Source organism: Pseudomonas sp. LAIL14HWK12:I1 (genome assembly GCF_003202095.1).
In the GTDB taxonomy this organism is placed as follows: Bacteria; Pseudomonadota; Gammaproteobacteria; order Pseudomonadales; family Pseudomonadaceae; genus Aquipseudomonas; species Aquipseudomonas monteilii.
In genome coordinates this window covers 126,458-151,758 of sequence record NZ_QJKG01000001.1, presented here as the reverse complement: position 1 = coordinate 151,758, position 25,301 = coordinate 126,458, and the positions used below count along the sequence as shown (strand labels likewise).

General features: G+C 63.2%; 24 protein-coding genes. 11 read left to right on the top strand and 13 right to left on the bottom strand.

Translation table 11 applies throughout. The annotated features are described in order from the left end of the window. Positions 1-81: 81 nt before the first annotated feature. Positions 82-1,392 (bottom strand): hypothetical protein, encoded by a 1,311-nt coding sequence (locus D906_RS00715; RefSeq protein WP_027615013.1) that lies wholly within the window; start codon positions 1,390-1,392, stop codon positions 82-84. A 178-nt stretch (positions 1,393-1,570) separates the two neighbouring features. Next, positions 1,571-3,058 (bottom strand): aldehyde dehydrogenase family protein, encoded by a 1,488-nt coding sequence (locus tag D906_RS00710; protein WP_019096835.1) that lies wholly within the window; start codon positions 3,056-3,058, stop codon positions 1,571-1,573. 208 nt (positions 3,059-3,266) lie between these two features. Between D906_RS00710 and D906_RS00705 the strand changes: the two genes are divergently transcribed. From D906_RS00705 to feaR, 3 genes are all read left to right on the top strand, one after another. Then, a complete protein-coding gene (locus D906_RS00705) occupies positions 3,267-4,763 on the top strand; it encodes an APC family permease (RefSeq protein WP_019096834.1) in 1,497 nt (498 codons plus the stop codon). Next, positions 4,744-5,316: a DUF3156 family protein gene (locus D906_RS00700; protein WP_027615012.1), complete on the top strand. Its 573-nt coding sequence runs from the start codon at positions 4,744-4,746 to the stop codon at positions 5,314-5,316. The genes D906_RS00705 and D906_RS00700 overlap by 20 nt, the downstream gene beginning before the upstream one ends. Positions 5,317-5,429: 113 nt before the next feature. Then, positions 5,430-6,374 (top strand): transcriptional regulator FeaR, encoded by a 945-nt coding sequence (gene feaR, locus D906_RS00695; RefSeq protein ID WP_025752803.1) that lies wholly within the window; start codon positions 5,430-5,432, stop codon positions 6,372-6,374. A 30-nt stretch (positions 6,375-6,404) separates the two neighbouring features. Here feaR and D906_RS00690 read toward each other — a convergent pair whose 3' ends face one another. Beyond that, positions 6,405-7,703, bottom strand: a complete 1,299-nt coding sequence (locus D906_RS00690) for an FAD-binding oxidoreductase (protein ID WP_019096831.1) — start codon at positions 7,701-7,703, stop codon at positions 6,405-6,407. A gap of 154 nt (positions 7,704-7,857) precedes the next feature. On the opposite strand from D906_RS00690, the gene hpaR (D906_RS00685) reads away from it, so the two are divergent. Beyond that, positions 7,858-8,280: a homoprotocatechuate degradation operon regulator HpaR gene (gene hpaR / locus D906_RS00685; protein ID WP_019096830.1), complete on the top strand. Its 423-nt coding sequence runs from the start codon at positions 7,858-7,860 to the stop codon at positions 8,278-8,280. An 11-nt stretch (positions 8,281-8,291) separates the two neighbouring features. Here hpaR (D906_RS00685) and D906_RS00680 read toward each other — a convergent pair whose 3' ends face one another. Continuing rightward, on the bottom strand, positions 8,292-8,882 hold the full coding sequence (locus tag D906_RS00680; RefSeq protein ID WP_019096829.1) for a TetR/AcrR family transcriptional regulator: 591 nt from the start codon (positions 8,880-8,882) through the stop codon (positions 8,292-8,294). A 200-nt stretch (positions 8,883-9,082) separates the two neighbouring features. On the opposite strand from D906_RS00680, the gene D906_RS00675 reads away from it, so the two are divergent. Further along, positions 9,083-10,252, top strand: coding sequence for a p-hydroxyphenylacetate 3-hydroxylase oxygenase component (locus D906_RS00675; protein WP_027608856.1), 1,170 nt, complete (start codon positions 9,083-9,085; stop codon positions 10,250-10,252). A 76-nt stretch (positions 10,253-10,328) separates the two neighbouring features. Then, the gene (locus D906_RS00670) at positions 10,329-11,258 is read left to right on the top strand and encodes a p-hydroxyphenylacetate 3-hydroxylase reductase component (RefSeq protein ID WP_019096827.1); all 930 of its coding nucleotides are present in this window, start codon (positions 10,329-10,331) and stop codon (positions 11,256-11,258) included. Positions 11,259-11,308: 50 nt separating this feature from the next. On the opposite strand, the gene hpaI is transcribed toward D906_RS00670, so the two are convergent. The 8 genes from hpaI to D906_RS00630 form a co-directional block, all read right to left on the bottom strand. Then, a complete protein-coding gene (gene hpaI, locus D906_RS00665; protein WP_019096826.1) occupies positions 11,309-12,112 on the bottom strand; it encodes a 4-hydroxy-2-oxoheptanedioate aldolase in 804 nt (267 codons plus the stop codon). A gap of 10 nt (positions 12,113-12,122) precedes the next feature. Further along, positions 12,123-12,926, bottom strand: a complete 804-nt coding sequence (gene hpaH / locus D906_RS00660) for a 2-oxo-hept-4-ene-1,7-dioate hydratase (protein ID WP_019096825.1) — start codon at positions 12,924-12,926, stop codon at positions 12,123-12,125. Between the two features lie 17 nt (positions 12,927-12,943). Beyond that, a complete protein-coding gene (locus tag D906_RS00655) occupies positions 12,944-14,251 on the bottom strand; it encodes an MFS transporter (protein WP_019096824.1) in 1,308 nt (435 codons plus the stop codon). Between the two features lie 55 nt (positions 14,252-14,306). Next, a complete protein-coding gene (locus tag D906_RS00650; RefSeq protein ID WP_019096823.1) occupies positions 14,307-14,711 on the bottom strand; it encodes a 5-carboxymethyl-2-hydroxymuconate Delta-isomerase in 405 nt (134 codons plus the stop codon). Between the two features lie 61 nt (positions 14,712-14,772). Then, entirely contained in the window at positions 14,773-15,696 is a 924-nt protein-coding gene (gene hpaD / locus D906_RS00645) for a 3,4-dihydroxyphenylacetate 2,3-dioxygenase (protein ID WP_019096822.1), read from the bottom strand. Positions 15,697-15,756: 60 nt separating this feature from the next. Then, positions 15,757-17,217, bottom strand: a complete 1,461-nt coding sequence (gene hpaE / locus D906_RS00640) for a 5-carboxymethyl-2-hydroxymuconate semialdehyde dehydrogenase (RefSeq protein WP_025752796.1) — start codon at positions 17,215-17,217, stop codon at positions 15,757-15,759. A gap of 5 nt (positions 17,218-17,222) precedes the next feature. Next, the gene (locus D906_RS00635) at positions 17,223-17,987 is read right to left on the bottom strand and encodes a fumarylacetoacetate hydrolase family protein (RefSeq protein ID WP_019096820.1); all 765 of its coding nucleotides are present in this window, start codon (positions 17,985-17,987) and stop codon (positions 17,223-17,225) included. A 10-nt stretch (positions 17,988-17,997) separates the two neighbouring features. Then, the gene (locus tag D906_RS00630; RefSeq protein ID WP_027615011.1) at positions 17,998-18,657 is read right to left on the bottom strand and encodes a fumarylacetoacetate hydrolase family protein; all 660 of its coding nucleotides are present in this window, start codon (positions 18,655-18,657) and stop codon (positions 17,998-18,000) included. A 171-nt stretch (positions 18,658-18,828) separates the two neighbouring features. Between D906_RS00630 and hpaA the strand changes: the two genes are divergently transcribed. After that, entirely contained in the window at positions 18,829-19,734 is a 906-nt protein-coding gene (gene hpaA / locus D906_RS00625) for a 4-hydroxyphenylacetate catabolism regulatory protein HpaA (RefSeq protein WP_025752791.1), read from the top strand. Positions 19,735-19,889: 155 nt separating this feature from the next. Continuing rightward, positions 19,890-20,312: a homoprotocatechuate degradation operon regulator HpaR gene (gene hpaR / locus D906_RS00620; protein WP_027615010.1), complete on the top strand. Its 423-nt coding sequence runs from the start codon at positions 19,890-19,892 to the stop codon at positions 20,310-20,312. A gap of 61 nt (positions 20,313-20,373) precedes the next feature. Here the strand turns inward: hpaR (D906_RS00620) and D906_RS00615 are convergent, their stop codons facing one another. Next, positions 20,374-21,462 (bottom strand): asparaginase, encoded by a 1,089-nt coding sequence (locus D906_RS00615; protein ID WP_027608857.1) that lies wholly within the window; start codon positions 21,460-21,462, stop codon positions 20,374-20,376. Between the two features lie 314 nt (positions 21,463-21,776). Between D906_RS00615 and D906_RS00610 the strand changes: the two genes are divergently transcribed. Genes D906_RS00610 through D906_RS00600 form a run of 3 tightly spaced genes read left to right on the top strand, consistent with a single transcriptional unit; the run spans position 21,777 to position 25,300 of the window. Further along, entirely contained in the window at positions 21,777-22,733 is a 957-nt protein-coding gene (locus tag D906_RS00610; RefSeq protein ID WP_025752785.1) for a sugar ABC transporter substrate-binding protein, read from the top strand. 21 nt (positions 22,734-22,754) lie between these two features. Next, entirely contained in the window at positions 22,755-24,308 is a 1,554-nt protein-coding gene (locus D906_RS00605; RefSeq protein WP_027615009.1) for a sugar ABC transporter ATP-binding protein, read from the top strand. Then, on the top strand, positions 24,305-25,300 hold the full coding sequence (locus D906_RS00600; protein ID WP_025752781.1) for an ABC transporter permease: 996 nt from the start codon (positions 24,305-24,307) through the stop codon (positions 25,298-25,300). The genes D906_RS00605 and D906_RS00600 overlap by 4 nt, the downstream gene beginning before the upstream one ends. The last annotated feature ends 1 nt before the right edge of the window (position 25,301 follow it).

The window sequence follows — 25,301 nt, the reverse complement described above, 5'->3', positions numbered from 1 at the left end:
CGCCAGGGCAGGCAAGGTCAAACCCCTCCGTGGGCCAGGCACCCCGCTCCCACAGGGATCCTGCCGGTTTCAAAGGTGGCTTCAGAACGGCACGGCCACGGTCAACTGGCTGTACACATTGGTGCCATTTCCTCCCACCTGGTTGCCACCGTTACTTTCGTCCTTGCGCGGTTGGTACAGGCCCACCAGCGGGCTGATGATCAGGTGTTCGGTGACCGCCCATTCCATGAACAGGTCCAGTTCGCGGGCATCGAGGTTGAGGCTGTCGCGGGTGCGCACCGTGTCGAAGTCGAAGTACAGGGCGCCGACCGTGAGGTTTTCCAGCGGCGTCGCCTTCACGCCCACATGGTGGATGCCGGTGTTGCTGTTGAACGGGCCTGCATAATTGGCCGCGACTTCACCCTGGAACCAGGTGCCGTAACCCTTGGACAAGCCGCTGAACAGCGAGTCCCAGCCGGCCGAGTAGCGGGTGTAGCGGTAGGTGATCGAGGGGGCCCAGGGCAGGTCGGCGAAGGTGTAGCCGGTCTGCAGGTACCAGGCTTGTTCTGGGCCGTCGGTCTTGTCCTGCCAGGCGTATTCGAAGGCGAAACTGGCATTGTCGATGCCGGCACTGCCTTCGCCGCGCACGCTGTACACGTCCATGCCTTCGCGGGCCTTCTGGAAGTCGCTGGCCCACTGGTCAGCGACGTTGATGCCGTGGATCCAGGTCAACCCCACGGTGCCCAGTGCATGGGTGTAGTCCAGTGTGCCGGCGGCCAGTTCGGTTTCGGCCTGGGCGCGGTTGTCGGATTTCAGCCACAGCAGGCTGCCGTGCAAACCTTCGCTGCCACCCAGGCGCAGCATCGCAGTGCGGTCGAAGGCGTGCCGGGCGGCCAGGTAGTAGGCGCCACCACGGTCCAGCGCACCCTCTGCCACGCCATTGCCCAGGTTCGGGCCGTCATCGTTGATCAGGAAGCCGCTGCCCAGGCGAATGGTCTGGCGGCCGGCGGAAATGTCCACGCCGTCCTTGCCCAGCACGGGGAACAGGTCGGCCGAGCGCCAGCCGAGGACGGCGTCCTCGATCTTGGTGGTGCGTTCGGAACCGTCGGTGTTGCCGGCTGCATCGCCATCGCCCCAGGTGGCCGAGCTTACCCAGTTCAGGCTGCCATACAGTGTGCCGTTGCCAGCCAGGCCTTGGTCACCGCTGAGGCCATACTTGATGAAGCCCTCGCGCCAGGTTGATCCCCCCGGGGTGCCGTCGTAGTTCTTGCGGCTGTTGAACATGCCCCATACCGCCAGCATGTCGGCGTTCAGGTGGCTGTCGTCGTCTGCGTACAACTCAACAGCCTGCACGGCCTGGCTGGCCAGCAAGGTGACGAGTGCCAGGGTGGACAGCGTTTGCGGTTTGACCATTACACATCCCTCGATTGTTCTCGGCCCGCTTCACAGGGGGCCTTTGTTGTTCGGGGGCACCCTCGGCTTGGCGAGGGGCCATCGCGGTTGGCGGCGATGGCCTATTAGGGCGTGTGCGGTGGGGCGGGGTCTTGTTCGTGGCTGCCAAGGCGCTTGCACGCCTTGGCCAAGGGGTGGGTCAGTAGCGGATCATCACCGATTTGAGTTCGGTGAAGTCATCGATGAACGCCGAGCCGAACTCGCGGCCGATGCCGGATGCCTTGATGCCGCCAAACGGTACCGCCGGGTCGAGCAGGGTGTGCATGTTCACCCACAGGGTACCGGCCTGGATTTCCGGGATCATGCGCATGGCTTTGCCCAGGTCGTTGGTCCACAGGCTGGCGCTGAGGCCGTAGGGCGAGGCGTTCATCAGGTGCAGCAGTTCGTCTTCGTCGTCATAGGGCAAGAAGGTGGCTACCGGGCCGAAGGTTTCCTGGTTGAGCAGGGTGTCGCTGGCCGACCTGGCGAGGATCACCGTGGGTTCGACGAAGCAGCCGGGGCCGTCGCCCAGCTTGCCGCCATGGATAATCTGGCTACCCTCGGCGCGTGCGATGGCGAACAGTTCGGCCAGCTTCTGCTGGTGCGGTTTGTTGGCCACCGGGCCGAACTGGGTGGCTTCGTCCAGCGGCGAGCCGATTGTCAATTGGCCCAGGCGCTGGGACAGGGCGTCCAGCAGCGGGTCGATGCGCGAGCGGTGCACGTAGAAGCGCTCACCCGCAGCGCAGATTTGCCCCGAATGCAGGAAGCCGGCTTCGATGATGCCGTTCACAGCCTTGTCGGTTGCTACATCGGGCAAGAAGGCCACCGCGTTCTTGCCGCCCAGCTCCAGCGTCGCGCGGGTCAGCTTGGCGCCCATGGCGGCCTGGCCGACGGCGATACCAGTGGGCACGGAGCCGGTGAACGAGACCTTGTCGGTGCCCGCGTGCTCGATCAGCGCCTTGCCCACCAGGCCGCCACCGGTCAGCACGTTCAGCGCCCCGGCCGGCAGGCCAGCTTCTGTGGCCAGTTCGGCAATACGCAGCAACGTCAGCGGGGTGAACTCGCTGGGTTTGAGGATGATGCTGCAGCCGGTGGTGAGCGCCGAGGCCAGCTTCCAGATGGCGATCATGGTGGCGAAGTTCCACGGCACGATGCCCACCACCACGCCGATCGGTTCACGCAGGGTAAAGGCGCTGTAGCGTTCACCCGCAAACGAGGGCAGCGACGGGGTAATGGTTTGCCCGGTGATCTTGGTGGCCCAGCCGGCGTAGTAGCGCAGGAAGTGTGCAGCCTGCTCTACTTCGAAGGCGCGGGAGATGCCGATGAGCTTGCCGGACTGCAAGGTTTCCAGCTGCGCCAGTTCTTCGCGGTTGGCTTCCAACAGGTCGGCCAGTTTGAACAGTACGGCGGCGCGGGCGGCGGGGCTGGTGCGCGACCACGTTGTGAAGCCTTGGCGCGACGAGCTGACGGCGTGGTCGACATCGGCCTGGTTGGCGTCGGCGATGTGGGCGATGGTCTGGCCGTTGGCCGGGTTGACCACGGCAACTTTCGCGGACGACTGGCTGGCGAGGTGCTGACCGTGAATGAACACGCCATGCTCGCGGGCCAGGAATGCCGTGACGGCAGGAAGGAGGGTAATGTCGCTCATGCAAACTCCGGGGGCAGGAAGCCAAAGCCTGCAGCTTAGTGAGTAGGCGAGGGCGGTTCTTGTGCCAGCGTGACAGCGGCATGTCTGTGGCTGCCAGGGGCTGGCAGGCAGCAACAAACCCGGCGGCAGCCATTGGCAAGACGCCATGCCACCCGCAGCGCAGAGTAATCACTCGTTCAACGCCACAAAAACAAGCCGGGGCACAACGATGTCACTCAATAACAAGCTCACCGAGCACCTCAACCGCGGTACGGTCGGTTTCCCCACCGCACTGGCCAGCACTGTCGGGCTGATCATGGCCAGCCCGGTGATCCTCACCGCGACCATGGGCTTTGGCATCGGCGGCAGCGCCTTTGCCGTGGCCATGGTCATTGCCGCGCTGATGATGCTGGCGCAGTCCACCACCTTCGCCGAGGCCGCGTCGATCTTGCCGACTACTGGCTCGGTGTACGACTACATCAACTGCGGCCTGGGCCGCTTCTTCGCCATCACCGGCACGCTGTCGGCCTACCTGATCGTGCATGTGTTTGCCGGCACCGCCGAAACCATCCTCTCGGGCGTGATGGCGCTGGTGAACTTCGAACACCTCAACACCCTGGCAGAATCTGCCGGCGGATCGTGGCTGCTGGGGGTGTGCTTCGTGCTGGCGTTCGCGGTGCTCAATGCCTTTGGCGTCAGCGCCTTCAGCCGTGCAGAAGTGATCCTCACCTTCGGTATGTGGACCACCTTGATGGCGTTCGGTGTGCTGGGCCTGATCGTAGCACCGGCAGTGGAGCTGGACGGCCCGTTCGGCGTATCGCTGGTGGGCACCGACCTGATGACCATCCTGTCGCTGATCGGCATGGCCATGTTCATGTTCGTTGGCTGCGAGTTCGTCACGCCTCTGGCGCCCGAGCTGCGTCGTTCGGCCTGGGTGCTGCCGCGTGCAATGGCACTGGGGCTGTTCGGCGTGGCCAGCTGTATGTTCATCTACGGTGCGGCGATGAAGCGCCAGGTGGAAAACGTGCTGCTCGATGCCGCCAGCGGCGTCCATCTGCTGGACACGCCCATGGCCATCCCGCGCTTTGCCGAGCAGGTGATGGGTGATATCGGCCCGGTGTGGCTGGGCATTGGTTTCCTGTTTGCTGGCGCTGCGACCATCAACACGCTGATGGCCGGTGTGCCGCGCATTCTCTATGGCATGGCGGTTGACGGCGCGCTGCCCAAGGTATTCACCTACCTGCACCCGCGCTTCAAGACGCCGCTGCTGTGCATCCTGGTGGTGGCGCTGATCCCTTGCCTGCACGCATGGTACCTGGGCGGCAACCCGGACAACATCCTGCACCTGGTGCTGGCCGCCGTGTGTGCGTGGAGCACTGCCTACCTGTTGGTGACGCTGTCGGTGGTGATCCTGCGCATCCGTCGCCCGGACCTGCCGCGTGCCTACCGCTCGCCGCTGTTCCCGCTGCCGCAAATCGTCTCCAGCACGGGCATTCTGATCGGCATGGCGTTCATCACACCGCCAGGCATGAACCCCGCCGATGTCTATGTGCCGTTCGCCATCATGCTGGGTGCGACTGCGGCCTACGCATTGTTCTGGACGCTGTGCGTGCAGAAGGTCAACCCGTTCAAGCCGGCGCGGGTGGAGGATGTGCTTGAGAAGGAGTTCGCCGCCGAGCCTGGCCATGCCGTGGAGCACGTGGTGCATGATCAAAAGTTTGCGTAAGCAGCTGTTGGCGCCTCGGGCGCCTTCCGGCTACTGCCCAGGGGCGACGTTGGTGTGTCTGGCGCGCAACCTGGGGCAGCAGGGCATCGCGTCGGCCGGGGTGTTTCAAGACCCGGCTCAAGGCTGGCGGGCCGAGGTGCATGAACGTGTCGAGGCGCACTTGCTGATGCACATCGTCACTTGCGAGTTCCAGTTGCAGGTTGCTGCCCAGCAAGGGGGCGACGTGAGCCTTGAAGTGCGCCATGCCGGTGCGTTGCGGCGCACGGGCCTCACCTGTGTATACCGCAAGGGCGACCAGGCGCGCTTCACCCGGCTACGTGATGGCCTGCAACAGCATGAAGCATTGCTGGCGGCACTGATGCCGCTGGACTTCAAGCGCCTGACCCTGGCCTGCCACGAGGCCCAGTGGTTGATGAAGCTGGAGCACATGGGGGGTAGCGAAGTGGTCAACCGCATGCCTGCGTTTCGCCGCTATATTTCGATCAGCCCGCAGCAACGGGCGCATCTGATGGCCAGCCTGGCCAATTTCAGCACCTTGCTCCCTGCTCTTTGACGCCGCTTGGCATACGCCTTGCTGTGTCTACCGACAAATGATGACAGTTGTGCGCACATAGATAACATGTTAACAATGTGCGCATAACAACAAATCCTGCGTCGAGGGCAGCCATGCATACTCAACAATCCAACCGTCAGGGGCTGGAACGCTGGACCACGGCCATGCAGCAGATCTGCGGCCGCTTCGAGACGGAGCTTGCGTCCAATCACTCGCTGTTCATTGGCGAGGTTTCCACCTTTTCCCGCGCCGGCTTGCCGCTGGCCAACCTGCGCACCAACGCCGGCAACATCCGCCGGCTGGGCGAAAACCCCACCCTCGACGATGACCAGCATTGCTTTCTGGTGAGCCAGCGTGCGGGCCATTCGACCGTGTCCCAAGGCGGCATGCAGGTCAGCCTGGCGCCGGGCGAGTTGCTGCTGATGGATTCGGTCGGGCGTTGCGAGATCACCCCCAGCGGTTTGATCGAGCACGTCTCGTTGGCGCTGTCACGCGAGCAGGTGCGCAAGTACGTGCAGGGCAGTGGCCCGATGTTCGGCAAGATTTCCTCGACCAACGCCTGCGGGCGCATGTTGCATGTGTTGATGGACCAGCTGTGCAAGGACGGCAATGTGAGCGGTGATGGCGCCCAGGGTGACGCGCTGCAGACCGCCTTTGTCGCCCTGCTGGAGCCAGGCTTCGAGCGCCATGGCGAAACGCCGGGTAATCTTGGGGCCTTGAGCGGTGCCAACTTGCGCGGCTACGTGCAGCAGGTAATCGACGAGTCGCTGTCACAGCCTGGGCTTACTCCATCCAGCCTGGCCGGGCGCCTGAACATTTCGGTTCGCCACCTGTACCGGCTGTTTGAGGAGGAGGGCGATAGCGTATGCCGCTACATTCAGCGGGCACGGCTGAAGCGCAGCGCCGATGACCTGGCCAACCCGTTCTTCAAGGGCGAGTCGATTACCTCGATCGCCTACAAGTGGGGATTTACCGACTCGGCGCATTTCAGCCGTTCGTTCAAGAAGCAGTTCGAGCGCTCGCCCAAGGACTACCGGGCTCAGGTCACCGCCAGGTAATGCTTGACGAACGCCTCGCTGTTAAAAGGTTCAGCGACGGCCGTTGAAGTAGCCCGACAGCTGGTGCACGGTCTTGCCGGCGGTGAGCAGCAGCGGGCGGAAATGGTCCTTGCCGAAGATGCGCGCATGCTTGACCGAGCTGACCAGGTCATAGCGTTTCGATCCTTCCTGCATGCCCTCGGCGAGGACTTTGCAAATGATGTGGCTGGGCGTGACGCCAAAGCCCGAATAGCCTTGCACATAGAAGGCATTGGGCCGGTTGCTGAGGGTGCCGATCTGTGGGAACAGGTTGGCACTGGTGGCCATCGGGCCACCCCAGGCCAGGTCGATGCGCACGTCTTTCAGGTAGGGGAAAATCTTCAGCATCAGGGCGCGGTTCCAGGCCTTCAGGTCCCGCGGGAAGTGCTCGATAAAGGGCGTGGCGGCGCCAAACAGCAGCCGGTTTTCGCGGGTGACCCGGTAGTAGTCGATCACCGGGCGAATATCGCTGTAGGCTCCGCGAATTGGGCTGATGCGCTCGATCAGCTCGTCCGCCAATGGCTCGGTCATCATCTGGAAGGCATAGGTGTTGATGGTGCGTGCGTGCAGTTCTGGCTCCAGCTTGTTGAGGAAGCTGTCGCAGGCCCACAGCAGCTTGCTGGCGCGTACCGAGCCGCGGCCAGTGCGCACCTTGATACGCTCGCCGTAGGTCACTTCCAGAGCGGGGCTGTGTTCGAAGATGCGCGCACCATGGCCGACCAGTGCCTGTGCCTCGCCCAGCAGCAGGTTGAGTGAATGTACGTGGCCACCGCCCATATGCAGCAGGGCGCTGCTGTAGGCATTGCTGCCGATGATCTGGCGCACTTCACTGCCGCCAAGAAACCGGATTTCGTCGTGTGTGTTGATCGCCTTGAATGCCTTTTCCCATTGGCGCAGGGTCTGTTCCTGGCGGCGGTTGAAACCCATGTACCCGTAGCCGTGGCAGAAGTCGGCGTCGATGGCGTAGCGGGCGATGCGCGCCTTGATGATGCCGGCGCCCAGTTCGCTGATCTCGAAAATGTCTCTCACACCCTGGTCGCCGACACTGCTGCGGATCTTCTCCAGGTCGTGGCCTATGCCTGCCATGATCTGTCCGCCGTTGCGCCCGGTACCACCATAACCCAGGTAGCGGGCTTCGAGCACGACGACATTGGTCACGCCTTTTTCTGCCAGCTCCAGTGCGGTATTGATGCCAGAGAAGCCGCCACCGATCACCACGACATCGGCCTCGATGTCGCTTTCCAGCGTGGGGAAGCTCAGGTTGTACTTCTTGGTCGCCGAGTAGTAGGTGGGGCTTTCGAGGGTGATCATGTCGCAGCCTGCTGAATTGAAAGGGTGATAAGGCCGTTTCGAGGGGCGCCCGGGCGTTGCTGCAACGAAATGGGTAGAAACCATTCTATTAATGTATTAATGATTCTGCACTGGCATACTCGCCGGTTTGCTATTCTCAGCCCCACGAGCTCGCATGACCACACCAAGACCCTCCCTGACCCTGACCTTGCTGCAGGCGCGCGAAGCCACCATGGCGTTCTTCCGCCCGGCGTTGAATGCCCATGACCTGACCGAGCAGCAATGGCGGGTAATCCGTATCCTGCGCCAGCAAGGTGAGCTGGAAAGCCATCAGCTGGCCGAACTGGCGTGTATCCTCAAACCCAGCATGAGCGGGGTGCTCAAGCGTCTGGAGCGCGACGGCATCGTGGGGCGGCGCAAGTCGCCGGAAGATCAGCGCCGGGTGTTCATCAGCCTGACGGACGTTGGCCAGCAGGCATTCTTGGCGATGAGCGAGGAAATGGCGCGCAACTACGACAAGATCATCGCCCAGTTCGGCGAGGACAAGCTGCAGCAGTTGATGCAGCTGCTGGATGAAATGAGAAAGATAAAACCCTGACGCACCCGGCGTCAGGGGTTGAGCGACAGCGAATCTTCCAGCACTTTCAGCAGCGCTGCCGCGCGCCGTTCATAGGCGCCGGGGCCTGCGTACATCAGTTCCACATACAGGCTGTCGATGATGCCTTGGTAGGCATCGGCATACAGTGCCAGCCGGCTTTCTGCCCAGCCGTGGCGAACTTGCAGGGCCTGGCAGAACCCCGCACGTATGCCGTCCAGGTAGTGCTCGAAGCCCGATGTGACAACCGGCTTGATGCTTGCCGGGGGCAGGAACGCCGTGCGCAGCACAAAGCGCAGTTCGGCCGAGTCGCGATAACGGTCTGCCAGGTGCAAGGCCAGCCAGTGACCGGGTGCCAGGCCGTCGCGGGTTTCCTGGGCAAAGGCGTGCTCGACAAAGGCCGTTTCCTGCACCAGCGCCCGCTGGAACACTTCCAAGAACAAGGCATCCTTGTTGGCGAAGTGGGCATACAGGGAGGCCTTGCGCATGCCGGCCAGCTGGGCGATTTCGTTCAGCGAAGAGGCGTCGTAGCCGTACTCGGCAAAATGGCCGACGGCGGCATCGCACACACGCACCGCAGAAGGGGAAAGGTCTTTCAACTGCATCGCTCCGTCAGGGGCGCGGTGGCCCGCGCGCGTCTCGAGGGGGATTGTGGTGATCGAAAATGCACGGGTCAATGCTTGTCGCAGGGCAATTTGACAGCGCCATGGAAAGTGCAATGTTCCCCTCGGAACGTGCATTCCGCCGCCCAATCACGGCTCACATACTGATCGCGTCTTCGAATCCAATAAGAAAGAGACCGTTCATGAAAAAGCCAAACCCGCTGCTGGAAGACCTGAAGTCCATCCTGCCGACCATTGCCGCCAACGCCATGCGCGCAGAACAGGACCGCAGTGTGCCGGCAGAGAACATTGCCTTGCTGAAAAGCATCGGCATGCACCGCGCTTTCTTGCCCAAACTTTACGGTGGTATGGAAATCACCCTGCCGGAATTCGCCCAGTGCATCGCGTTGCTGGCCGGTGCGTGTGCCAGCACCGCCTGGGCCATGAGCCTGCTGTGCACCCACAGCCACCAGATGGCGATGTTCTCGCCCAAGCTGCAGCAAGAAGTGTGGGGCGCCGACCCAGATGCCACCGCCAGCAGCAGTATCGCGCCGTTCGGCCGTACCGAAGAGGTCGAGGGTGGGGTTTTGTTCAGCGGCGAGATGGGCTGGAGCTCCGGTTGCGATCACGCCGAATGGGCGATCCTCGGTTTCCGCCGCAAGAATGCCGAAGGCAGCCAGGACTACTGCTTCGCCATCCTGCCACGCAGCGACTATGAAATCCGTGATGACTGGTATGCCGTTGGCATGCGCGGCAGTGGCAGCAAGACCCTGATCGTGCGCGATGCCTTCGTGCCCGAGCATCGCATCCAGAAGGCCAAGGACATGATGGAGGGCAAGTCGGCAGGCTTTGGCTTGTACCCCGACAGCAAGATTTTCTTCGCCCCGTACCGCCCGTATTTCGCCAGTGGCTTCTCCACCGTCAGCCTGGGTGTTACCGAGCGCATGCTGGAGGTGTTCCGCGAGAAAACCCGTAACCGCGTGCGGGCCTACACCGGTGCAGCGGTGGGCGCCGCCACCCCGGCGCTGATGCGCCTGGCCGAATCCACCCACCAGGTGGCCGCCGCCCGCGCGCTGCTGGAAAAGAGCTGGGACGAGATTGCCGAGTACAGCGCCCGCCATGAATACCCCACGCGGGGCACGCTGGCGTTCTGGCGCACCAACCAGGGCTATGCGGTGAAGATGTGCATCCAGGCTGTCGACCGGCTGATGGAAGCGGCGGGCGGTGGCGCCTGGTTCGAGAGCAACGAACTGCAGCGGCTGTTCCGCGATTCGCACATGACCGGCGCCCATGCCTACACCGACTACGACGTGTGTTCGCAAATCCTCGGCCGTGAGCTGATGGGCCTGGAGCCCGACCCGGCCATGGTCTGAGCCGCCAGCTCTTTAACCATCCCCATAAGCACAACAACAATCAGGGCAGGCTGCCAAGCCTGCCCGGGAGCTTTGCATGTCCAACGAAACCTTCGATTCACGTGCCTTCCGCCGCGCCCTGGGCAACTTCGCCACGGGCGTGACCGTGGTGACCGCCGCCGGCCCCAGTGGCCGCAAGGCCGGCGTCACTGCCAACAGTTTCAACTCGGTGTCGCTGGACCCGGCGCTGATCCTGTGGAGCATCGACAAGCGCTCGACCAGCCATGAGGTGTTCGAAGAAGCCTCGCACTTTGCCGTGAACATTCTGGCGGCTGACCAGATCGACCTTTCCAACAACTTCGCCCGGCCGAAGGAAGACCGCTTTGCCGGTATCGACTATGAAACGGGCGCAGGTGGTGCGCCGCTGTTTGCCGACTGTGCGGCACGCTTCGAGTGCGAAAAGTACCAGCAGCTGGACGGTGGCGATCACTGGATTCTGGTAGGCAAGGTGGTGGCCTTCGACGATTTCGGCCGCTCGCCGTTGCTGTACCACCAGGGCGCCTATTCCATGGTACTGCCGCATACCCGCATGACCCAGCGCGCAGAGGGGCAGGCACCGAGCAGCCACTTCCAGGGCCGCTTGCAGCACAACCTTTACTACCTGATGACCCAGGCATTGCGGGCGTACCAGGCTGACTATCAGCCACGCCAACTGTGCACCGGGCTGCGGACCAGTGAGGCGCGCATGTTGATGGTGCTGGAGAACGATGCGGGGCTGAGCCTGAACGACCTGCAACGGGAAGTGGCGATGCCGGCGCGGGAGATCGAGGAGGCGGTGGCCAACCTCAAGCGCAAAGGGCTGATTGCCGATGACGACGGGCGGGTACGGTTGTCAGTGAAGGGGGTGGACGAGACCGAGGCCTTGTGGACCATTGCCCGGGAGCAGCAGGACAAGGTGTTCGGACAGTTCAGTGAAGACCAGCTGGATACCTTCAAGACCGTGCTCAAGGCCCTCATCAATATCTGAACATCGTTGGAGATGGCACCGGCTGCGCCGGTGCCATCCTCCAGAGGGTCTTAGTAGACACCACCCCCAGTACTACCAGCCAGTGGCGTACCTTTGAACTTCCCCGCCAACTCGCGCAGCCCGCGCATCAGCACCGTGGTATCCACCCCCACCGCCACAAACGCCGCGCCCAGCTCGATGTAACGCCGTGCCAGCTTCTCGTCGGCACTTAGAATGCCTCCAGCCTTGCCCGCCTTGCCAATACGCACGATGGCGTCTTCGATCGCTGCCTGCACCTCAGGGTGCCCAGGATTGCCCCGGTGCCCCATGGCCGCACTCAGGTCCGCAGGCCCGATAAACACGCCATCCACACCTTCCACCGCAACGATCTCGTCCAGGTTGGCCAGGCCTTCCTTGTTCTCGATCTGCACCAGCAGGCACATCTGCTCGTCTGCCTGGTCCAGGTAACCGGGGATGCTGTTCCAGCGCGAAGCCCGCGCCAGTGCGCTACCCACCCCGCGAACGCCCTTGGGTGGGTAATGCATGGCCTTCACCAGTTGCTGCGCCTGCTCAGCGCTTTCCACCATCGGCACCAGCAAGGTCTGCGCGCCTATATCCAGCACTTGTTTGATCAGCGCGGTATCACCGATCACCGGGCGGATCACCGCTTGGCTGGGGTAGGGCGCCACCGCCTGCAACTGCGCCAGCATGCCGCGCAGGTCGTTGGGCGCGTGCTCGCCGTCGATCAGTAGCCAGTCGAAACCGGCATTGGCGGCCAGCTCGGCACAGTAGGCATCGGCCAGACCCAGCCACAGGCCGATCTGCGGCTCGCCGCTGCGCAGGCGTTGCTTGAAGTGATTGATGGGCATGTCCATGGGCAGGTCCTCAAACGAAGCGGCAGGCGATGGAGCCAAGCATGTCGTAGTCGACGTGGAAGGTGTCGCCAGGGCGTGCAGCGACCGGGCGGGTGAACGAGCCGCCCAGGATGATCTGGCCAGGTTGCAGGGTGACGTCGTACGCGGCCAGTTTGTTGGCCAGCCAGGCCACGCCCTTGGCCGGGTGATTGAGCACGGCGGCGCTGACCCCGGACTCCTCGATTACGCCGTTACGGTAAAGCACGGCTGGCACCTTGCGCAGGTCGATCTCGGTAGGGCGCACGGCGCGGCCCCCCATGACCACACCCGCGTTGGCCGCGTTGTCGGAAATGGTGTCGAACACCTTACGCGTGGCCTGGGTTTGCGGGTCGACCTGCTGGATGCGCGCGTCGATGATTTCCAGTGCCGGGATTACCCACTCGGTGGCATCCAGCACGTCGAACACGGTGACGTTGGGGCCTTTGAGTGGCTTGCCGAGGATGAACGCCAACTCCACCTCGACGCGCGGCACGATGAAGCGCTCGAAGGGGATGTCGCTGCCTTCGTCGAACAGCATGTCATCGAGCAGGGCACCGTAGTCGGGCTCGGTGATGTTCGACGACACCTGCATGGCGCGGGAGGTCAGGCCGATCTTGTGGCCTACCAGCTTGCGGCCGGCGGCGATCTTTTTCGCCACCCAGGCGCGCTGGATGGCGTACGCGTCTTCGATGGTAATGGCCGGTTGATCCAGCGAGAACTGGCGCACTTGCTCGCGGCTGCGTTCGGCCCGGTCGAGGCGTTCGGCGGCGTGCTGGATAAAAGCGTTGTCTAGCATGGGGGAGGTCTCTTGATTCAAGGGTTGACGATGGCGGCCCGGGTGCGCAGCACCAGCAGGCCACCCAGGGCGATGAACATGGCCAGTACGTACAGGGCCAGGCTGGCGCTGTGGGTGGTGTCACGTACCCAGCCGATGAAGTAAGGCGTGAAGAACGAGGCAATGCTGCCCAGCGAGCTGATCAGGGCAATGCCGGCAGCCTGGGTGCGTGAATTGAGAAATGCCGGTGGCAGTTGCCAGAACATCGGCAGTGCGGCGCTGGCGCCCATGCCGGCCAGCACCAGGCCGGCCATCACCGGCAGCGCCTGCTCGGGGGCAATCGCAGCAATGGCGATACCCGTGGCTGCCATCAGCAGCGGTACACACAGGTGCCAGCGGCGTTCACGCAGGCGGTCGCTGGAGCGGCCGCAGGCCAGCATGAACACGCAGCCGGCCAGGTATGGCACGGCGCTGAGCAGGCCGACGTTGGCATCGCTGCCCACCCCGGCACTGTGAATCAGGCTGGGCATCCAGAACGCCAGGGTGTTGACCGCCAGCATCACCGCGCAATACACCGCCACCAGCAGCCACAGGGCCCGGCTGGCGAAAATGGCGCTGAACGAGGTGACCGGCTTGCGCTGTTCTTCCTCGCCAAACTGAGCGCGCAGCGTGGCTTTCTGCTGATCGTTCAGCCAGCGTACTTTTTCGAAATGCTCCGGTAGCACAGCCAGCACCACCAGGCCCAGCAGTACCACCGGCGCGCCTTCGAGCAGGAACATCCATTGCCAGCCACGCAGGCCGGCGGTGTCATGCATGAAGGCCAGGATAGCCCCGGACACCGGCCCGCCAACCACCCCGGCCAAAGGCACGGCAATGGCGAACAGCGCGGTTATCTGGGCACGGCGCCCGGCCGGGTACCAGCGGTTGAGGTACACCAGAATGCCTGGGAAGAACCCGGCCTCGGCCGCGCCCAATGCAAAGCGCAGCATGTAGAACGCTCTGCTGCTCTCGATCAGCAGCATGCTGGTGGACAACAGCCCCCATACCACCATCAGGCAGGCGATCCAGCGGCGCGGGCCGACGCGGTCCAGCATCAGGTTGCTGGGTACGCCGAACAGCGCATAGGCAATGAAGAACAGCCCGGCGCCCAGGCCGTAGACCGTGTCGGACAAGTGCAGGTCCTGGCTCATCTGCATCTTGGCGAAGCCGATGTTGATGCGGTCCAGGTGGGCGAACAGGTAACACACCAGCAGCAACGGCATCAGCCGCCAGGTGACTGCCCGATGGGTACTCTCGGCCCGTTCAACGTGTGCCTCGCGCGGCGAGGCGTGTTCGAGTGTGCTCATGTTTTTGTACTTGTTCTGTAATGAGTCAGGGAGGGCGTGGTTTTGAACCGGCGCGCTAGCGGTTGAACAGTGGGTGCAAGGTGCTGTGCTTGGCGTCGTAGACCTGGGCGGTGCTGTGGTCGATCTGCACGGTGATGCCGATCGGGCGCTGTTGCAGCAGTGGGTCCAGGCGGGCTTTCAACACCGCCAGCAGGTTGTCGCCTACTGCCTTGTGCACCTCGGTGCTGCGGCCGGTGGCCATGCGCAGGTTGGCGTACAGGAACCCGTAATCGCCCTTGCCGTCAGCCACCGCGCAATGGGTGGCGGGGTAGGCCAGCACGCGGGTGCCGCCGGTGGGGAACACCGCTTTGCCCTCGGCATCGCGCTGTTCCAGCATGGTGTCGGCCAGGGCACGGCACAGGCCGGGGATGTCGGCGTCGGTTTCCAGGTCGGGGGTGTAGAGCAGAACCAGGTGTGGCATGGGCGCTTCCTCGGTGAGGCGCGGCTGGCCATCCGTGGGCGGCCAGCCACAGACAGGTGAGTTACAAGCGGCTGGTCGACACCACCGCAGCCGGGTTGGCAGCCTGCGCCGCCGGGATGGACTTTCCATCCTGCGGGGTGACCGGGAAAATCGCGTTGATCTGCCCGGTGCCGGACGAGCCGAAGTAGGGCGTCACCACTTCGGCCTTGCCGTCGTAGTTGGACCAGCCCAGCGCACCCAGCAGCATGGCCGTATCGTGCATGAAACCTTCGCCGTGGCCCTTGGCGGCATACTCCGGCAGCATCCCGCAGAAGGCATCCCACTCGCCGTCCTGCCACATTTGCACCACGCGGTGGTCGAGGGTTTCCAGGAACGGGCTCCACACCTTGGTGGCGAAGTCCGGCGCCTGGCCGTTCTGCGCGAAGCGGTGCGACAGCGAACCGCTGGCCAGGAACGCCACGGTGCCGTCGTAATGGTCTTCTACTGCCTTGCGCATGGCCCAGCCCAGGCGGGCGCTGTCGGCCAGGTAGTGCGAGGTGCACAGTGCCGAAACCGAAACCACCTTGAAGTGCTGGTCCTGGTTCATGTAGCGCATCGGCACCAAGGTGCCGTATTCCGGGGCGAGGGTGGTGGCGTGGTGGGCCATGGTCTCGACATTGAAGCGGTTGCATTCCTCGGCCAGCAATTTGCCCAGCTCGGGGTTGCCGGGAAAGGCGTAGGGCATGTTGCTGATGAAGTGCGGCAGTTCGTTGCTGGTGTACACGCCCTCGAAGTGCGGGCCGCAAAGCACGTGGTAGTTGGCGTTGACCAGCCAGTGGGTGTCGAACACGACGATGGTGTCCACGCCTAGCTCGCGGCAGCGGCGGCTGATTTCGTAATGCCCGTCGATGGCTGCCTGGCGAAAGCCCTGGCGTGGGCCTGGCAGTTCGGACATGTACATGGAGGGGACATGTGTAATCTTGGCGGCGAGTGCCAGCTTGCCCATGGTTTGACTCCTTATTCTTGTGAGGCCGCCGGGCCGCAGGCTGGCCCGGTGGCAAGTGGGTCACACGCCCCAGCGCGGGATGTGGTGGCTACCCATGGAAATACACACGTTCTTTATCTCTGCAAAGACCTCGAAACTGTACTGCCCACCTTCGCGCCCGGTACCGGAGCCTTTCACGCCGCCGAACGGCTGGCGCAGGTCGCGCACGTTCTGGCTGTTGATGAACACCATGCCGGCTTCGATGCCGCGTGCCAGGCGGTGGGCCTTGCCGATGTCCTGGGTCCAGATGTACGAGGCCAGGCCGTACTCGGTGTCGTTGGCCAAGTGCAGCGCTTCGGCTTCGTCCTTGAACGGGATCAGGCACACCACCGGGCCAAAGATTTCTTCCTGGGCAATGCGCATCTTGTTGTTCACGTCGGCGAACACGGTGGGCTGGATGAACTGCCCTTTGGCCAGGTGCGCCGGCAGGTTGGCCGGGCGCTCCAGGCCACCGGCGACAAGGCGTGCACCTTCTTCGATGCCGATGCGAATGTAGCCGGTGACCTTGTCGTAATGCTGCTGGGTAATCATCGAGCCGACCTGGGTTTTCGGGTCGGTCGGGTCACCCACGATCAGGCGCTTGGCGCGGGCGGCGAACTCGGCAACGAACTGCGGGTACACGCTTTCCTGGATGAAGATACGGCTGCCGGCGGTGCAGCGTTCGCCGTTCAGCGAGAAGATGGTGAACAGTGCGGCGTCCAGTGCGCGTTCCAGGTCGGCGTCTTCGAAAATCAGCACCGGTGACTTGCCGCCCAGTTCCATCGAGTACTTTTTAAGGCCAGCGGTCTGCATGATCTTGCGACCGGTAGCGGTGCCGCCAGTGAAGGAAATGGCGCGCACATCCGGGTGGCGGACCAGCGCGTCGCCGGCGGTAGCGCCATAACCCTGGATCACGTTCAACACGCCGTTGGGGATGCCGGCTTCAACCGCCAGGCGGCCCAGTTCGTTGGCGGTCAGCGGCGACAGTTCGCTCATCTTCAATACCGCCGTGTTGCCCAGTGCCAGGCACGGCGCGGTCTTCCAGGTGGCGGTCATGAACGGCACGTTCCACGGGCTCACCAGGCCACACACACCCACTGGCTGGTACAGCGTGTAGTTGAGCATCTGGTCGTCGACCGGGTAAGTGTGGCCGTCCATGCGTGTGCACACTTCGGCAAAGAAGTCGAAGTTGTGCGAAGCACGCGGGATCAGCACATTCTTGGTCTGGTGGATCGGCAGGCCGGTGTCGAGGGTTTCCAGCTCGGCCAGTTTCGGCACGTTCTGGTCGATCAGCTCACCCAGCTTGCGCATCAGGCGCGCACGTTCCTTGGCCGGGGTGTTGGCCCACTTGGGGAAGGCTTCCTTGGCTGCAGCCACCGCTTGGGCCACTTCTTCGGCGCCGCCGCTGGCAACTTCGCCAATGGCATCGCCGGTGGCCGGGTTGTAGTTGACGAAGGTGTCTTTGCTCTCGACCTCACGGCCGTTGATCCAGTGCTTGATCATGCTGCTCATGCCTTGTTGTTCTTGAAGAAGTCAGCTTCGCTGACGATACGGTTGACCAGGCGACCGACGCCTTCCACTTCCACCACCACTTCGTCTCCCGGCACCACGTCGGCCAGGCCTTCCGGCGTGCCGGTGGCGATCATGTCGCCCGGTTGCAGGGTCATGAAGCTGGAGAAGTATTCGATGAGGTGCGGGATGTCGAAGATCATGTCTGCGGTGGTGCCTTCCTGCTTCAGCTCACCATTGATCCAGGTGCGCAGCTTCAGGTTGCTCACGTCCGGCACATCGGCGGCATCGACGATCCACGGGCCGACTGGGGTGGTGGCGTCGCGGTTCTTCACCCGCAGGTTGGGGCGGTAGTAGTTTTCCAGGTAGTCGCGGATGGCGTAGTCGTTGCACACGGTGTAACCGGCTACGTAGTCCAGGGCGTTATCACGCTTGACGTTTTTCGCCGCCTTGCCAATGACCGCGACCAGCTCGCACTCGTAGTGCATGTACTCGACATTGTCCGGGCGCCAGGTGACCTGGTTGTGGCCGGTGTAGGTGCCCGGCGACTTGATGAAGGCCAGGGGTTCGGTGGGCGGAGCGAAGGCCAGCTCCTTGGCGTGGTCGGCGTAGTTCAGGCCCAGGGCGAACATGCTGCCGGTGGCGGGCGGCAGCCAGGTGACCTGGTCTTGATGGACCAGGCGGCCGTCGGTCAGGCGCAGGTGATCGCCTTCGACAGTAACGTCATGAACCTGGCCGTCGAACTGGATACGGGCGTGTTTCACAGGTAACTCCTCACTCGGCGACGATGTGGTTGGTCAGCTTGCCCAGGCCGTCGATCTCGATATCGACGCGGTCGCCTGGCTGTACATCGACGCGGCCCTCGGGGGTACCGGTGATCAGGATGTCGCCGGCGTGCAGGGTCATGAACTCGCTGATTTCGGCAATCAGCTGGGCCACCGTGCGCACGCAGTTGGCGGTGTTGTTGTGCTGGCGCAGTTCACCATTCACAAACAGGCGCAGGCCCAGGGCATCGGGGTTGGCCACCTGGCTGGCCGGTACCAGTTTGGGGCCGAAGGGGCAGAAGCCGTCCCGGCACTTGGCCTTGACGGCCGGGCGGTAGTAGCTGTCTTCGGGCAGGCTGACTTCGTTGACGATGGTGTAGCCCGCCACATGTTTCAGGGCATCGGCCACGCTGAGGCGGCTGGCGTCCTTGCCAATCACCACGCCCAGCGCCGGGCCAGGTTGCAGGCGCTGCACGCCGGCCGGGAATACGACCTGGCCTTCGTGCTGGTTGCGGGTGTTCGGGGTTTTCACGAACAGCACCGGCTTGACCGGCAACTGCTTGTACGGTGCTTCGACGAACGCCGCGTGGTGCTGCTGCAGCAAACCCTGGTAGTTCAGCGCGACGCCGAACAGAGTGCCGCTGGCAACGTCATGCAGGGCATGGCTCATGCTCTTCTCCTGGCAGTGCAGGGCGGTGGCCGTCCTGCGGATTTTGTTAATGTGTTAATGTTATAGTTAATATGTTAACGATGGTCAAGGGGTGGCCAGTGGCGCCTGCCGACAAGGCGGTGCACCATGGGCCATCGTCAACAGGGTCAAGCGATTTGCGAGCAAGCAGCCATGAGCGACCGGCATCCGATACCGAATATCAACATCGGCCAGGTCTACGACCAGCGCTACAGCGATAGCGAGGTGCATTACGACCGGCTGGGCAACCTGGCGGGCTTTTTCGGGCGCAACATGCCGGTGCACCGGCATGACCGGTTTTTTCAGGTGCATTACGTGAAGTCGGGCACGGTGCGCGTGTATCTGGATGACCAGCAGTACATCGAATCGGGGCCAATGTTTTTTCTCACGCCGCCGACCGTGGCCCATGCTTTCGTCACCGAGGCGGACAGCGACGGGCATGTGCTGACCGTGCGCCAGCAACTGGTGTGGCAACTGATTGAAGCCGATGCCAGCCTGCTGCCGGCAGGCATGCAGGTGCAGCCGGCCTGTGTGGCGCTGGGTAATTTGCCGACCGAATACCAAGCCGAGGCGCAGCGCCTGCAAGGTTGGCTGGAAGCGTTGAGCGACGAATTTGCCACGCAACAGCCGGGGCGCGAGGCGGCAATGCAGTCGCTGACGCGGTTGATCATGATCAGCCTGTTGCGCTTGTGCCCCAACTCGCTGGAGTCGACCCCGGCCCGGCATGAAGACCTGAAGATCTTCCACCGTTTCAATGCACTGATCGAAGCACATTACCTGGAGCACTGGCCGCTGGCCCGCTACGCGCAGCAAATTGGCGTGACCGAGGCGCGGCTGAACGACGTGTGCCGACGCATCGCCGACCTGCCGTCCAAGCGCCTGGTACTGGAGCGGCTGATGCAGGAAGCCAAGCGCCTGTTGTTGTTCTCTGGCAGCACGGCCAACGAAATCTGCTACCAGCTCGGCTTCAAAGACCCGGCCTATTTCAGCCGTTTCTTTAACCGCTATGCCAAGCTCACCCCCGGGGAGTACCGCCAGCGGCAGGCGGGCTTGCAGTGAAGGGGCCATGGCAGCGTACCCGGGATGTGTTGTTGTTTGCAGCGGATGGTCGCAGCACGCGCGCCAGGCTTGAATGGGTTTTCCGTGGAACAGATTGCACTTTCCATCGTGCATGCCCTTAAATTCGTGAACAGAGAAAAACCACAGGCTTGACCATGACCAAGACGCAACCTTCGCTCACGCTGAGCCTTCTGCAGGCCCGGGAAGCCGCAATGGCATTTTTCAGGCCGTTGTTGAACGAGCACGACCTGACCGAGCAACAATGGCGGGTGATCCGCATCCTCAAGCAGCATAGTGAGCTGGAGAATTACCAACTGGCAGAGCTGGCCTGCATCCTCAAACCGAGCATGACCGGGGTGCTGGGGCGGCTGGAGCGCGACGGGCTGGTGCGGCGGCAGAAGGCCGCGCAGGACCAGCGACGTGTTTTCGTGACGCTGACCGAGCGCGGGGAGGCGTGCTTTGCCTCGATGAAGGAGGGGATGGAAGCCAATTACCAGAAGATTCAGGCGCAGTTTGGCGAAGAGAAACTGCAGCAGCTGATGGGGTTGTTGAATGACCTGAAACGCATCGCGCCCTGAGCCCTCCCAAGGCAGCGTAATACCCCCCAGAGCCGGCGAACCGGCCCTGAGGGCGGAACGATCAATACTCCCAGAAGATCCGCTGCAGCTCTTTGCTGTCCTGGGTCTTGGTCATCGCCACCATCGCCAGAATCCGCGCTTTTTGCGGGTTCAGGTCATGGGCCACGACCCAGTCGTTCTTGTCATCCGGCTGTTCGGCGTTGCGCAGCACGAAACCACCCTGGTTGACGTGCGACGAGCGGATGATCTGCACGCCATTCTTGCGCAGCTCCTGCAGCGCCGGCACTACGCGCGACGATACCGAGCCGTTGCCGGTACCGGCATGGATCAGTGCCTTGGCACCGTTTTGCGCCAGCGCCTTGTAGGCCGTGTCGGTCACGTTGCCATAGCCATAGGCGATGTCTACCTGCGGCAGGCTGCTGATCTGCTTGATGTCGAACTCGGAATTGACCGTATGGCGCTTGGCCGGCAGGCGGAACCAGTACGACTTGCCTTCCACTACCATGCCCATCGGGCCCCAGGCGCTCTTGAAGGCTTCGGTCTTGATGTTGACAGACTTGCTCACGTCACGGCCGGACTGGATTTCGTCGTTCATGGTCACCAGCACGCCCTTGCCGCGCGATTGCTTGTCGCTGGCCACGGCCACGGCGTTGTACAGGTTGAGCATGCCGTCGGCAGACATGGCCGTGCCCGGGCGCATCGAGCCGACTACCACGATCGGCTTGTCGGTCTTTTCCACCAGGTTGAGGAAGTAGGCGGTTTCTTCGAGAGTGTCGGTGCCGTGGGTGATGACGATGCCGTCGACGTCTTTGCTTTCGGCCAGTTCGGCAACGCGCTTGCCCAGCTTCAGCAGGTCTTCGTTGGTGATGCTCTCGGATGCAATCTGCATCACTTGCTCGCCGCGTACGTTGGCCAGGTCGGCCAATTCAGGCACGCCGGCAATCAGCTTGTCGACGCCCAGCTTGGCGGCCTGGTAGGTGGCACTGTTGGCGGCACTGGCGCCAGCGCCGGCAATGGTGCCGCCGGTGGCGAGGATAACCACGTTGGCCAGCTTCTGCTGGGTTTCGGCTTCTTTGGCCGAGGTGGTGGCGGGCAGGATCAGCAGCAGGGCGAGGGCGCTGGGGGCGAAGGTTTTGAGTACAGCATTCATCGTTATTGTTCTCTCTCTTCCTAGTGAGATTTTTTGTATGTCGCACAGGACTCAAGGCATGTTTCATACCAGCTTGTGCGAATGAGTGATGGCGCGGCCTTGTGCCGCGAACGGTGACAGTATTCCATTCGAAATTCCGAACAGGCGTAGGAAAAGGTGTTCGGTTTTCCGGAAAAATTCTGGATAATCGGCACCAGGAGCATTCAGCCCACCGAGCGCCAAACGGATTTGACAAACCCCGGTCTTGTTTCCATAGTTAGGCAGCGCAAACGTTTGCGATCCGATAAAAAACACAAGATTCGGAGTCATCGTCCATGAAACTGCCGTTCCCCGGTCGTCTGCTGGCCCTCGCTGTCGTTTCTACCTTGTCCCTCGCCCTGCCGTTTTCCGCCGCCCACGCCGAAGACAAGCCCAAGGTCGCCCTGGTGATGAAGTCACTGGCCAACGAATTCTTCCGCACCATGGAGGACGGCGCCAAGGACTACCAGAAAGCGCATGCCAACGAATTCGACCTGATCGCCAACGGCATCAAGAACGAGACCGACACCGGCGAGCAGATCCGCATCGTCGAGCAAATGGTCAATGCCGGCGCCAAGGCGCTGGTGATCGCCCCGGCGGATTCCAAGGCACTGGTCTCCGCAGTGAAAAAGGCCATGGACCAGGGCGTGGTGGTGATCAATATCGACAACCGCCTGGACCCCGAACTGCTCAAGAGCAAAGGCATCAGTGTGCCCTTCGTTGGCCCCGATAACCGCAAGGGCGCGCGCCTGGTCGGCGACTACCTGGCCAACGAGAAACTCAAGGCCGGTGACCAGGTCGGCATCATCGAAGGCGTGCCGACCACCACCAATGCCCAGCAGCGCACCGCCGGTTTCAAGGACGCCATGGACGCCGCACAGATGAAGATCGTCTCGGTGCAAAGCGGCAACTGGGAGATCGACAAGGGCAACGCCGTCGCTGCCTCCATGCTCAACGAATACCCCGACCTGAAAGCCCTGCTGGCCGGCAACGACAGCATGGCCCTGGGCGCGGTGTCGGCCGTGCGCGCTGCCGGCAAGACTGGCCAAGTGCAAGTGGTGGGCTACGACAACATCAACGCCATCAAGCCCATGCTCAAGGATGGCCGTGTGCTCGCCACCCTCGATCAGGCGGCCAGCCAGCAGGCGGTGTACGGCATTCAGGCGGCGTTGAAAATGGTCAAGGGCGAGAAGCCGGACGTGGATGCCGACAACGTCATCCAGACCCCGATCCAACTCATCACCAAGCCCTGATTGCTGGCAGGAGAAACGGCCATGCCTGCATCGGCCAACGAAGTGGTACTCGCCGCCAGCGGGTTGGGCAAGACCTACGCCCAGCCTGTGCTCGGCGAGGTCAGCCTGAACCTGCGGGCCGGCGAAGTGCTGGCCCTGACCGGTGAAAACGGTGCGGGCAAGAGCACCCTGTCCAAGCTCATCAGTGGCCTGGAAACCCCGACCACCGGGCACATGACCTACCGCGGCCAGGCCTACGCGCCCGGCAGCCGCAGCGAGGCCGAGCGCCTGGGTGTGCGTATGGTGATGCAGGAGCTGAACCTGCTGCCCACGCTGACCGTGGCGGAAAACCTGTTCCTCGATAACCTGCCCAGCCGCTTCGGCTGGATCAGCCAGAAGCGCCTGCGCCAGTTGGCCACGGCCGCCATGGCGCAGGTCGGGCTCGATGCCATCGACCCGGATACGCCGGTCGGTGAGCTGGGCATCGGCCACCAGCAGATGGTCGAGATCGCCCGCAACCTGATCGGCGACTGCCGTGTGCTGATTTTCGACGAACCCACCGCCATGCTCACCGCCCGCGAAGTGGAGTTGCTGTTCACCCAGATCGAGCGTCTGCGTGAACGTGGCGTGGCCATTGTCTACATCTCGCACCGCCTTGAAGAGCTGCAGCGGGTGGCTCAGCGTATCGTCGTGCTGCGCGACGGCAAGCTGGTGTGTGACGAGCCGATCCAGCGCTACAGCAGTACCGAGCTGGTCAACCTGATGGTCGGCCGCGAGCTGGGCGAGCATATCGACCTGGGCCGCAGGCAGATTGGCGCGCCCTTGCTCAAGGTCGACAAGCTCAGCCGCGCCGACAAGGTACGCGACGTGTCGTTCGAAGTCAGGGCAGGGGAGATCTTCGGTATCTCCGGCCTGATAGGTGCCGGCCGCACCGAGCTGTTGCGCCTGATCTACGGTGCTGATCGCGCCGACAGCGGCAGCATTGCGCTAGGCCAGCCACCCCAGGCCGTTAACATCGACTCGCCCAAGGCGGCTGTGCGGGCGGGTATCGCGCTGATTACGGAAGACCGCAAAGGCGAAGGCCTGCTGCTGACACAGTCGATCAGCGCCAATATCGCCTTGGGCAACCTGGGCGCGGTATCGCGGGCCGGCATACTCGATGGCGAGGCAGAAAAGGCCCTGGCCGAGCGCCAGATCCAGGCCATGCGCATACGCAGTGCCGGCGCGCAGCAAGTGGTGGGCGAGCTGTCGGGCGGCAACCAGCAGAAGGTGGTGATCGGCCGCTGGCTGGAGCGCGACTGCCAGGTGCTGCTGTTCGACGAGCCCACCCGTGGCATCGACGTCGGCGCCAAGTTCGACATCTACGGCCTGCTGGCCGAACTGGCGCGCCAGGGCAAGGCCTTGGTGGTGGTGTCCAGCGACCTGCGCGAGCTGATGCTGATTTGCGACCGCATCGCCGTGCTGTCTGCCGGTCGCCTGATCGACACCTTCGACCGCGATCATTGGAGCCAGGACCAGCTGTTGGCCGCCGCCTTTGCCGGTTATCAGAAACGTGACGCACTGCTGCACGACGCAGCCCCCAGGATGGATGCATGAAAACCACCCCGCTAAACAGCCAGGGCGCCGCCCCCGTGCGCCGCAGTGGCACCTATTTTGGCCTGGGCACCTACCTGGGCCTGGCCGGCGCATTGCTGGCGATGATCGTGCTGTTCTCGTTCCTCAGCAGCCACTTCTGGTCGTATAACACCTTCAGCACCCTGGCCAACCAGATTCCCGACCTGATGGTACTGGCGGTGGGCATGACTTTCGTGCTGATCATCGGCGGCATCGACCTGTCGGTGGGCTCGGTGCTGGCGCTGGCGGCTTCCACGGTGAGCGTGGCGATTCTTGGCTGGGGCTGGGGCGTTTTGCCCTCGGCGCTGCTGGGCATGGCTGTGGCCGCGCTGGCCGGCAGCATCACCGGTGGCGTCACCGTAGCCTGGCGCATTCCGTCGTTCATCGTCTCGCTTGGCGTGCTGGAGATGGCCCGTGGCCTGGCCTACCAGTTCACCGACTCGCGCACCGCCTATATCGGCGATGCCTACGCCTGGTTCTCCAACCCGGTCGCCTTTGGCATTTCGCCAGCGTTCATCATTGCCTTGCTGGTCATCGTGCTAGCCCAGCTGGTGCTGACTCGTACCGTGTTCGGCCGCTACCTGATCGGCATCGGCACCAACGAAGAGGCCGTGCGCCTGGCCGGTATCGACCCGCGCCCGTACAAGGTGCTGGTATTTGCCCTGATGGGCCTGCTCGCCGGCCTGGCCGCCCTGTTCCAGATTTCTCGACTGGAGGCGGCCGACCCTAATGCCGGCTCCGGCCTGGAGCTGCAGGTGATCGCAGCCGTGGTCATCGGTGGCACTAGCCTGATGGGTGGGCGCGGCTCGGTCATCAGCACCTTCTTTGGCGTACTGATCATTTCGGTGCTGGCCGCCGGGCTGGCGCAGATCGGTGCCAGCGAACCGACCAAACGCATCATCACCGGGGCGGTGATCGTCATCGCCGTGGTGCTCGACACCTACCGTAGCCGGCGCGCAGGCCGGCGGAACTGAC

Excerpts from the sequence above, each read along its gene's own strand:
- D906_RS00715 (WP_027615013.1), bottom strand. The coding sequence starts at position 1,392 with ATGGTCAAACCGCAAACGCTGTCCACCCTGGCACTCGTCACCTTGCTG.
- D906_RS00710 (WP_019096835.1), bottom strand. The coding sequence starts at position 3,058 with ATGAGCGACATTACCCTCCTTCCTGCCGTCACGGCATTCCTGGCCCGC.
- D906_RS00705 (WP_019096834.1), top strand. The coding sequence starts at position 3,267 with ATGTCACTCAATAACAAGCTCACCGAGCACCTCAACCGCGGTACGGTC.
- D906_RS00700 (WP_027615012.1), top strand. The coding sequence starts at position 4,744 with ATGATCAAAAGTTTGCGTAAGCAGCTGTTGGCGCCTCGGGCGCCTTCC.
- feaR (WP_025752803.1), top strand. The coding sequence starts at position 5,430 with ATGCATACTCAACAATCCAACCGTCAGGGGCTGGAACGCTGGACCACG.
- D906_RS00690 (WP_019096831.1), bottom strand. The coding sequence starts at position 7,703 with ATGATCACCCTCGAAAGCCCCACCTACTACTCGGCGACCAAGAAGTAC.
- hpaR (WP_019096830.1), top strand. The coding sequence starts at position 7,858 with ATGACCACACCAAGACCCTCCCTGACCCTGACCTTGCTGCAGGCGCGC.
- D906_RS00680 (WP_019096829.1), bottom strand. The coding sequence starts at position 8,882 with ATGCAGTTGAAAGACCTTTCCCCTTCTGCGGTGCGTGTGTGCGATGCC.
- D906_RS00675 (WP_027608856.1), top strand. The coding sequence starts at position 9,083 with ATGAAAAAGCCAAACCCGCTGCTGGAAGACCTGAAGTCCATCCTGCCG.
- D906_RS00670 (WP_019096827.1), top strand. The coding sequence starts at position 10,329 with ATGTCCAACGAAACCTTCGATTCACGTGCCTTCCGCCGCGCCCTGGGC.
- hpaI (WP_019096826.1), bottom strand. The coding sequence starts at position 12,112 with ATGGACATGCCCATCAATCACTTCAAGCAACGCCTGCGCAGCGGCGAG.
- hpaH (WP_019096825.1), bottom strand. The coding sequence starts at position 12,926 with ATGCTAGACAACGCTTTTATCCAGCACGCCGCCGAACGCCTCGACCGG.
- D906_RS00655 (WP_019096824.1), bottom strand. The coding sequence starts at position 14,251 with ATGAGCACACTCGAACACGCCTCGCCGCGCGAGGCACACGTTGAACGG.
- D906_RS00650 (WP_019096823.1), bottom strand. The coding sequence starts at position 14,711 with ATGCCACACCTGGTTCTGCTCTACACCCCCGACCTGGAAACCGACGCC.
- hpaD (WP_019096822.1), bottom strand. The coding sequence starts at position 15,696 with ATGGGCAAGCTGGCACTCGCCGCCAAGATTACACATGTCCCCTCCATG.
- hpaE (WP_025752796.1), bottom strand. The coding sequence starts at position 17,217 with ATGATCAAGCACTGGATCAACGGCCGTGAGGTCGAGAGCAAAGACACC.
- D906_RS00630 (WP_027615011.1), bottom strand. The coding sequence starts at position 18,657 with ATGAGCCATGCCCTGCATGACGTTGCCAGCGGCACTCTGTTCGGCGTC.
- hpaA (WP_025752791.1), top strand. The coding sequence starts at position 18,829 with ATGAGCGACCGGCATCCGATACCGAATATCAACATCGGCCAGGTCTAC.
- hpaR (WP_027615010.1), top strand. The coding sequence starts at position 19,890 with ATGACCAAGACGCAACCTTCGCTCACGCTGAGCCTTCTGCAGGCCCGG.
- D906_RS00615 (WP_027608857.1), bottom strand. The coding sequence starts at position 21,462 with ATGAATGCTGTACTCAAAACCTTCGCCCCCAGCGCCCTCGCCCTGCTG.
- D906_RS00610 (WP_025752785.1), top strand. The coding sequence starts at position 21,777 with ATGAAACTGCCGTTCCCCGGTCGTCTGCTGGCCCTCGCTGTCGTTTCT.
- D906_RS00605 (WP_027615009.1), top strand. The coding sequence starts at position 22,755 with ATGCCTGCATCGGCCAACGAAGTGGTACTCGCCGCCAGCGGGTTGGGC.
- D906_RS00600 (WP_025752781.1), top strand. The coding sequence starts at position 24,305 with ATGAAAACCACCCCGCTAAACAGCCAGGGCGCCGCCCCCGTGCGCCGC.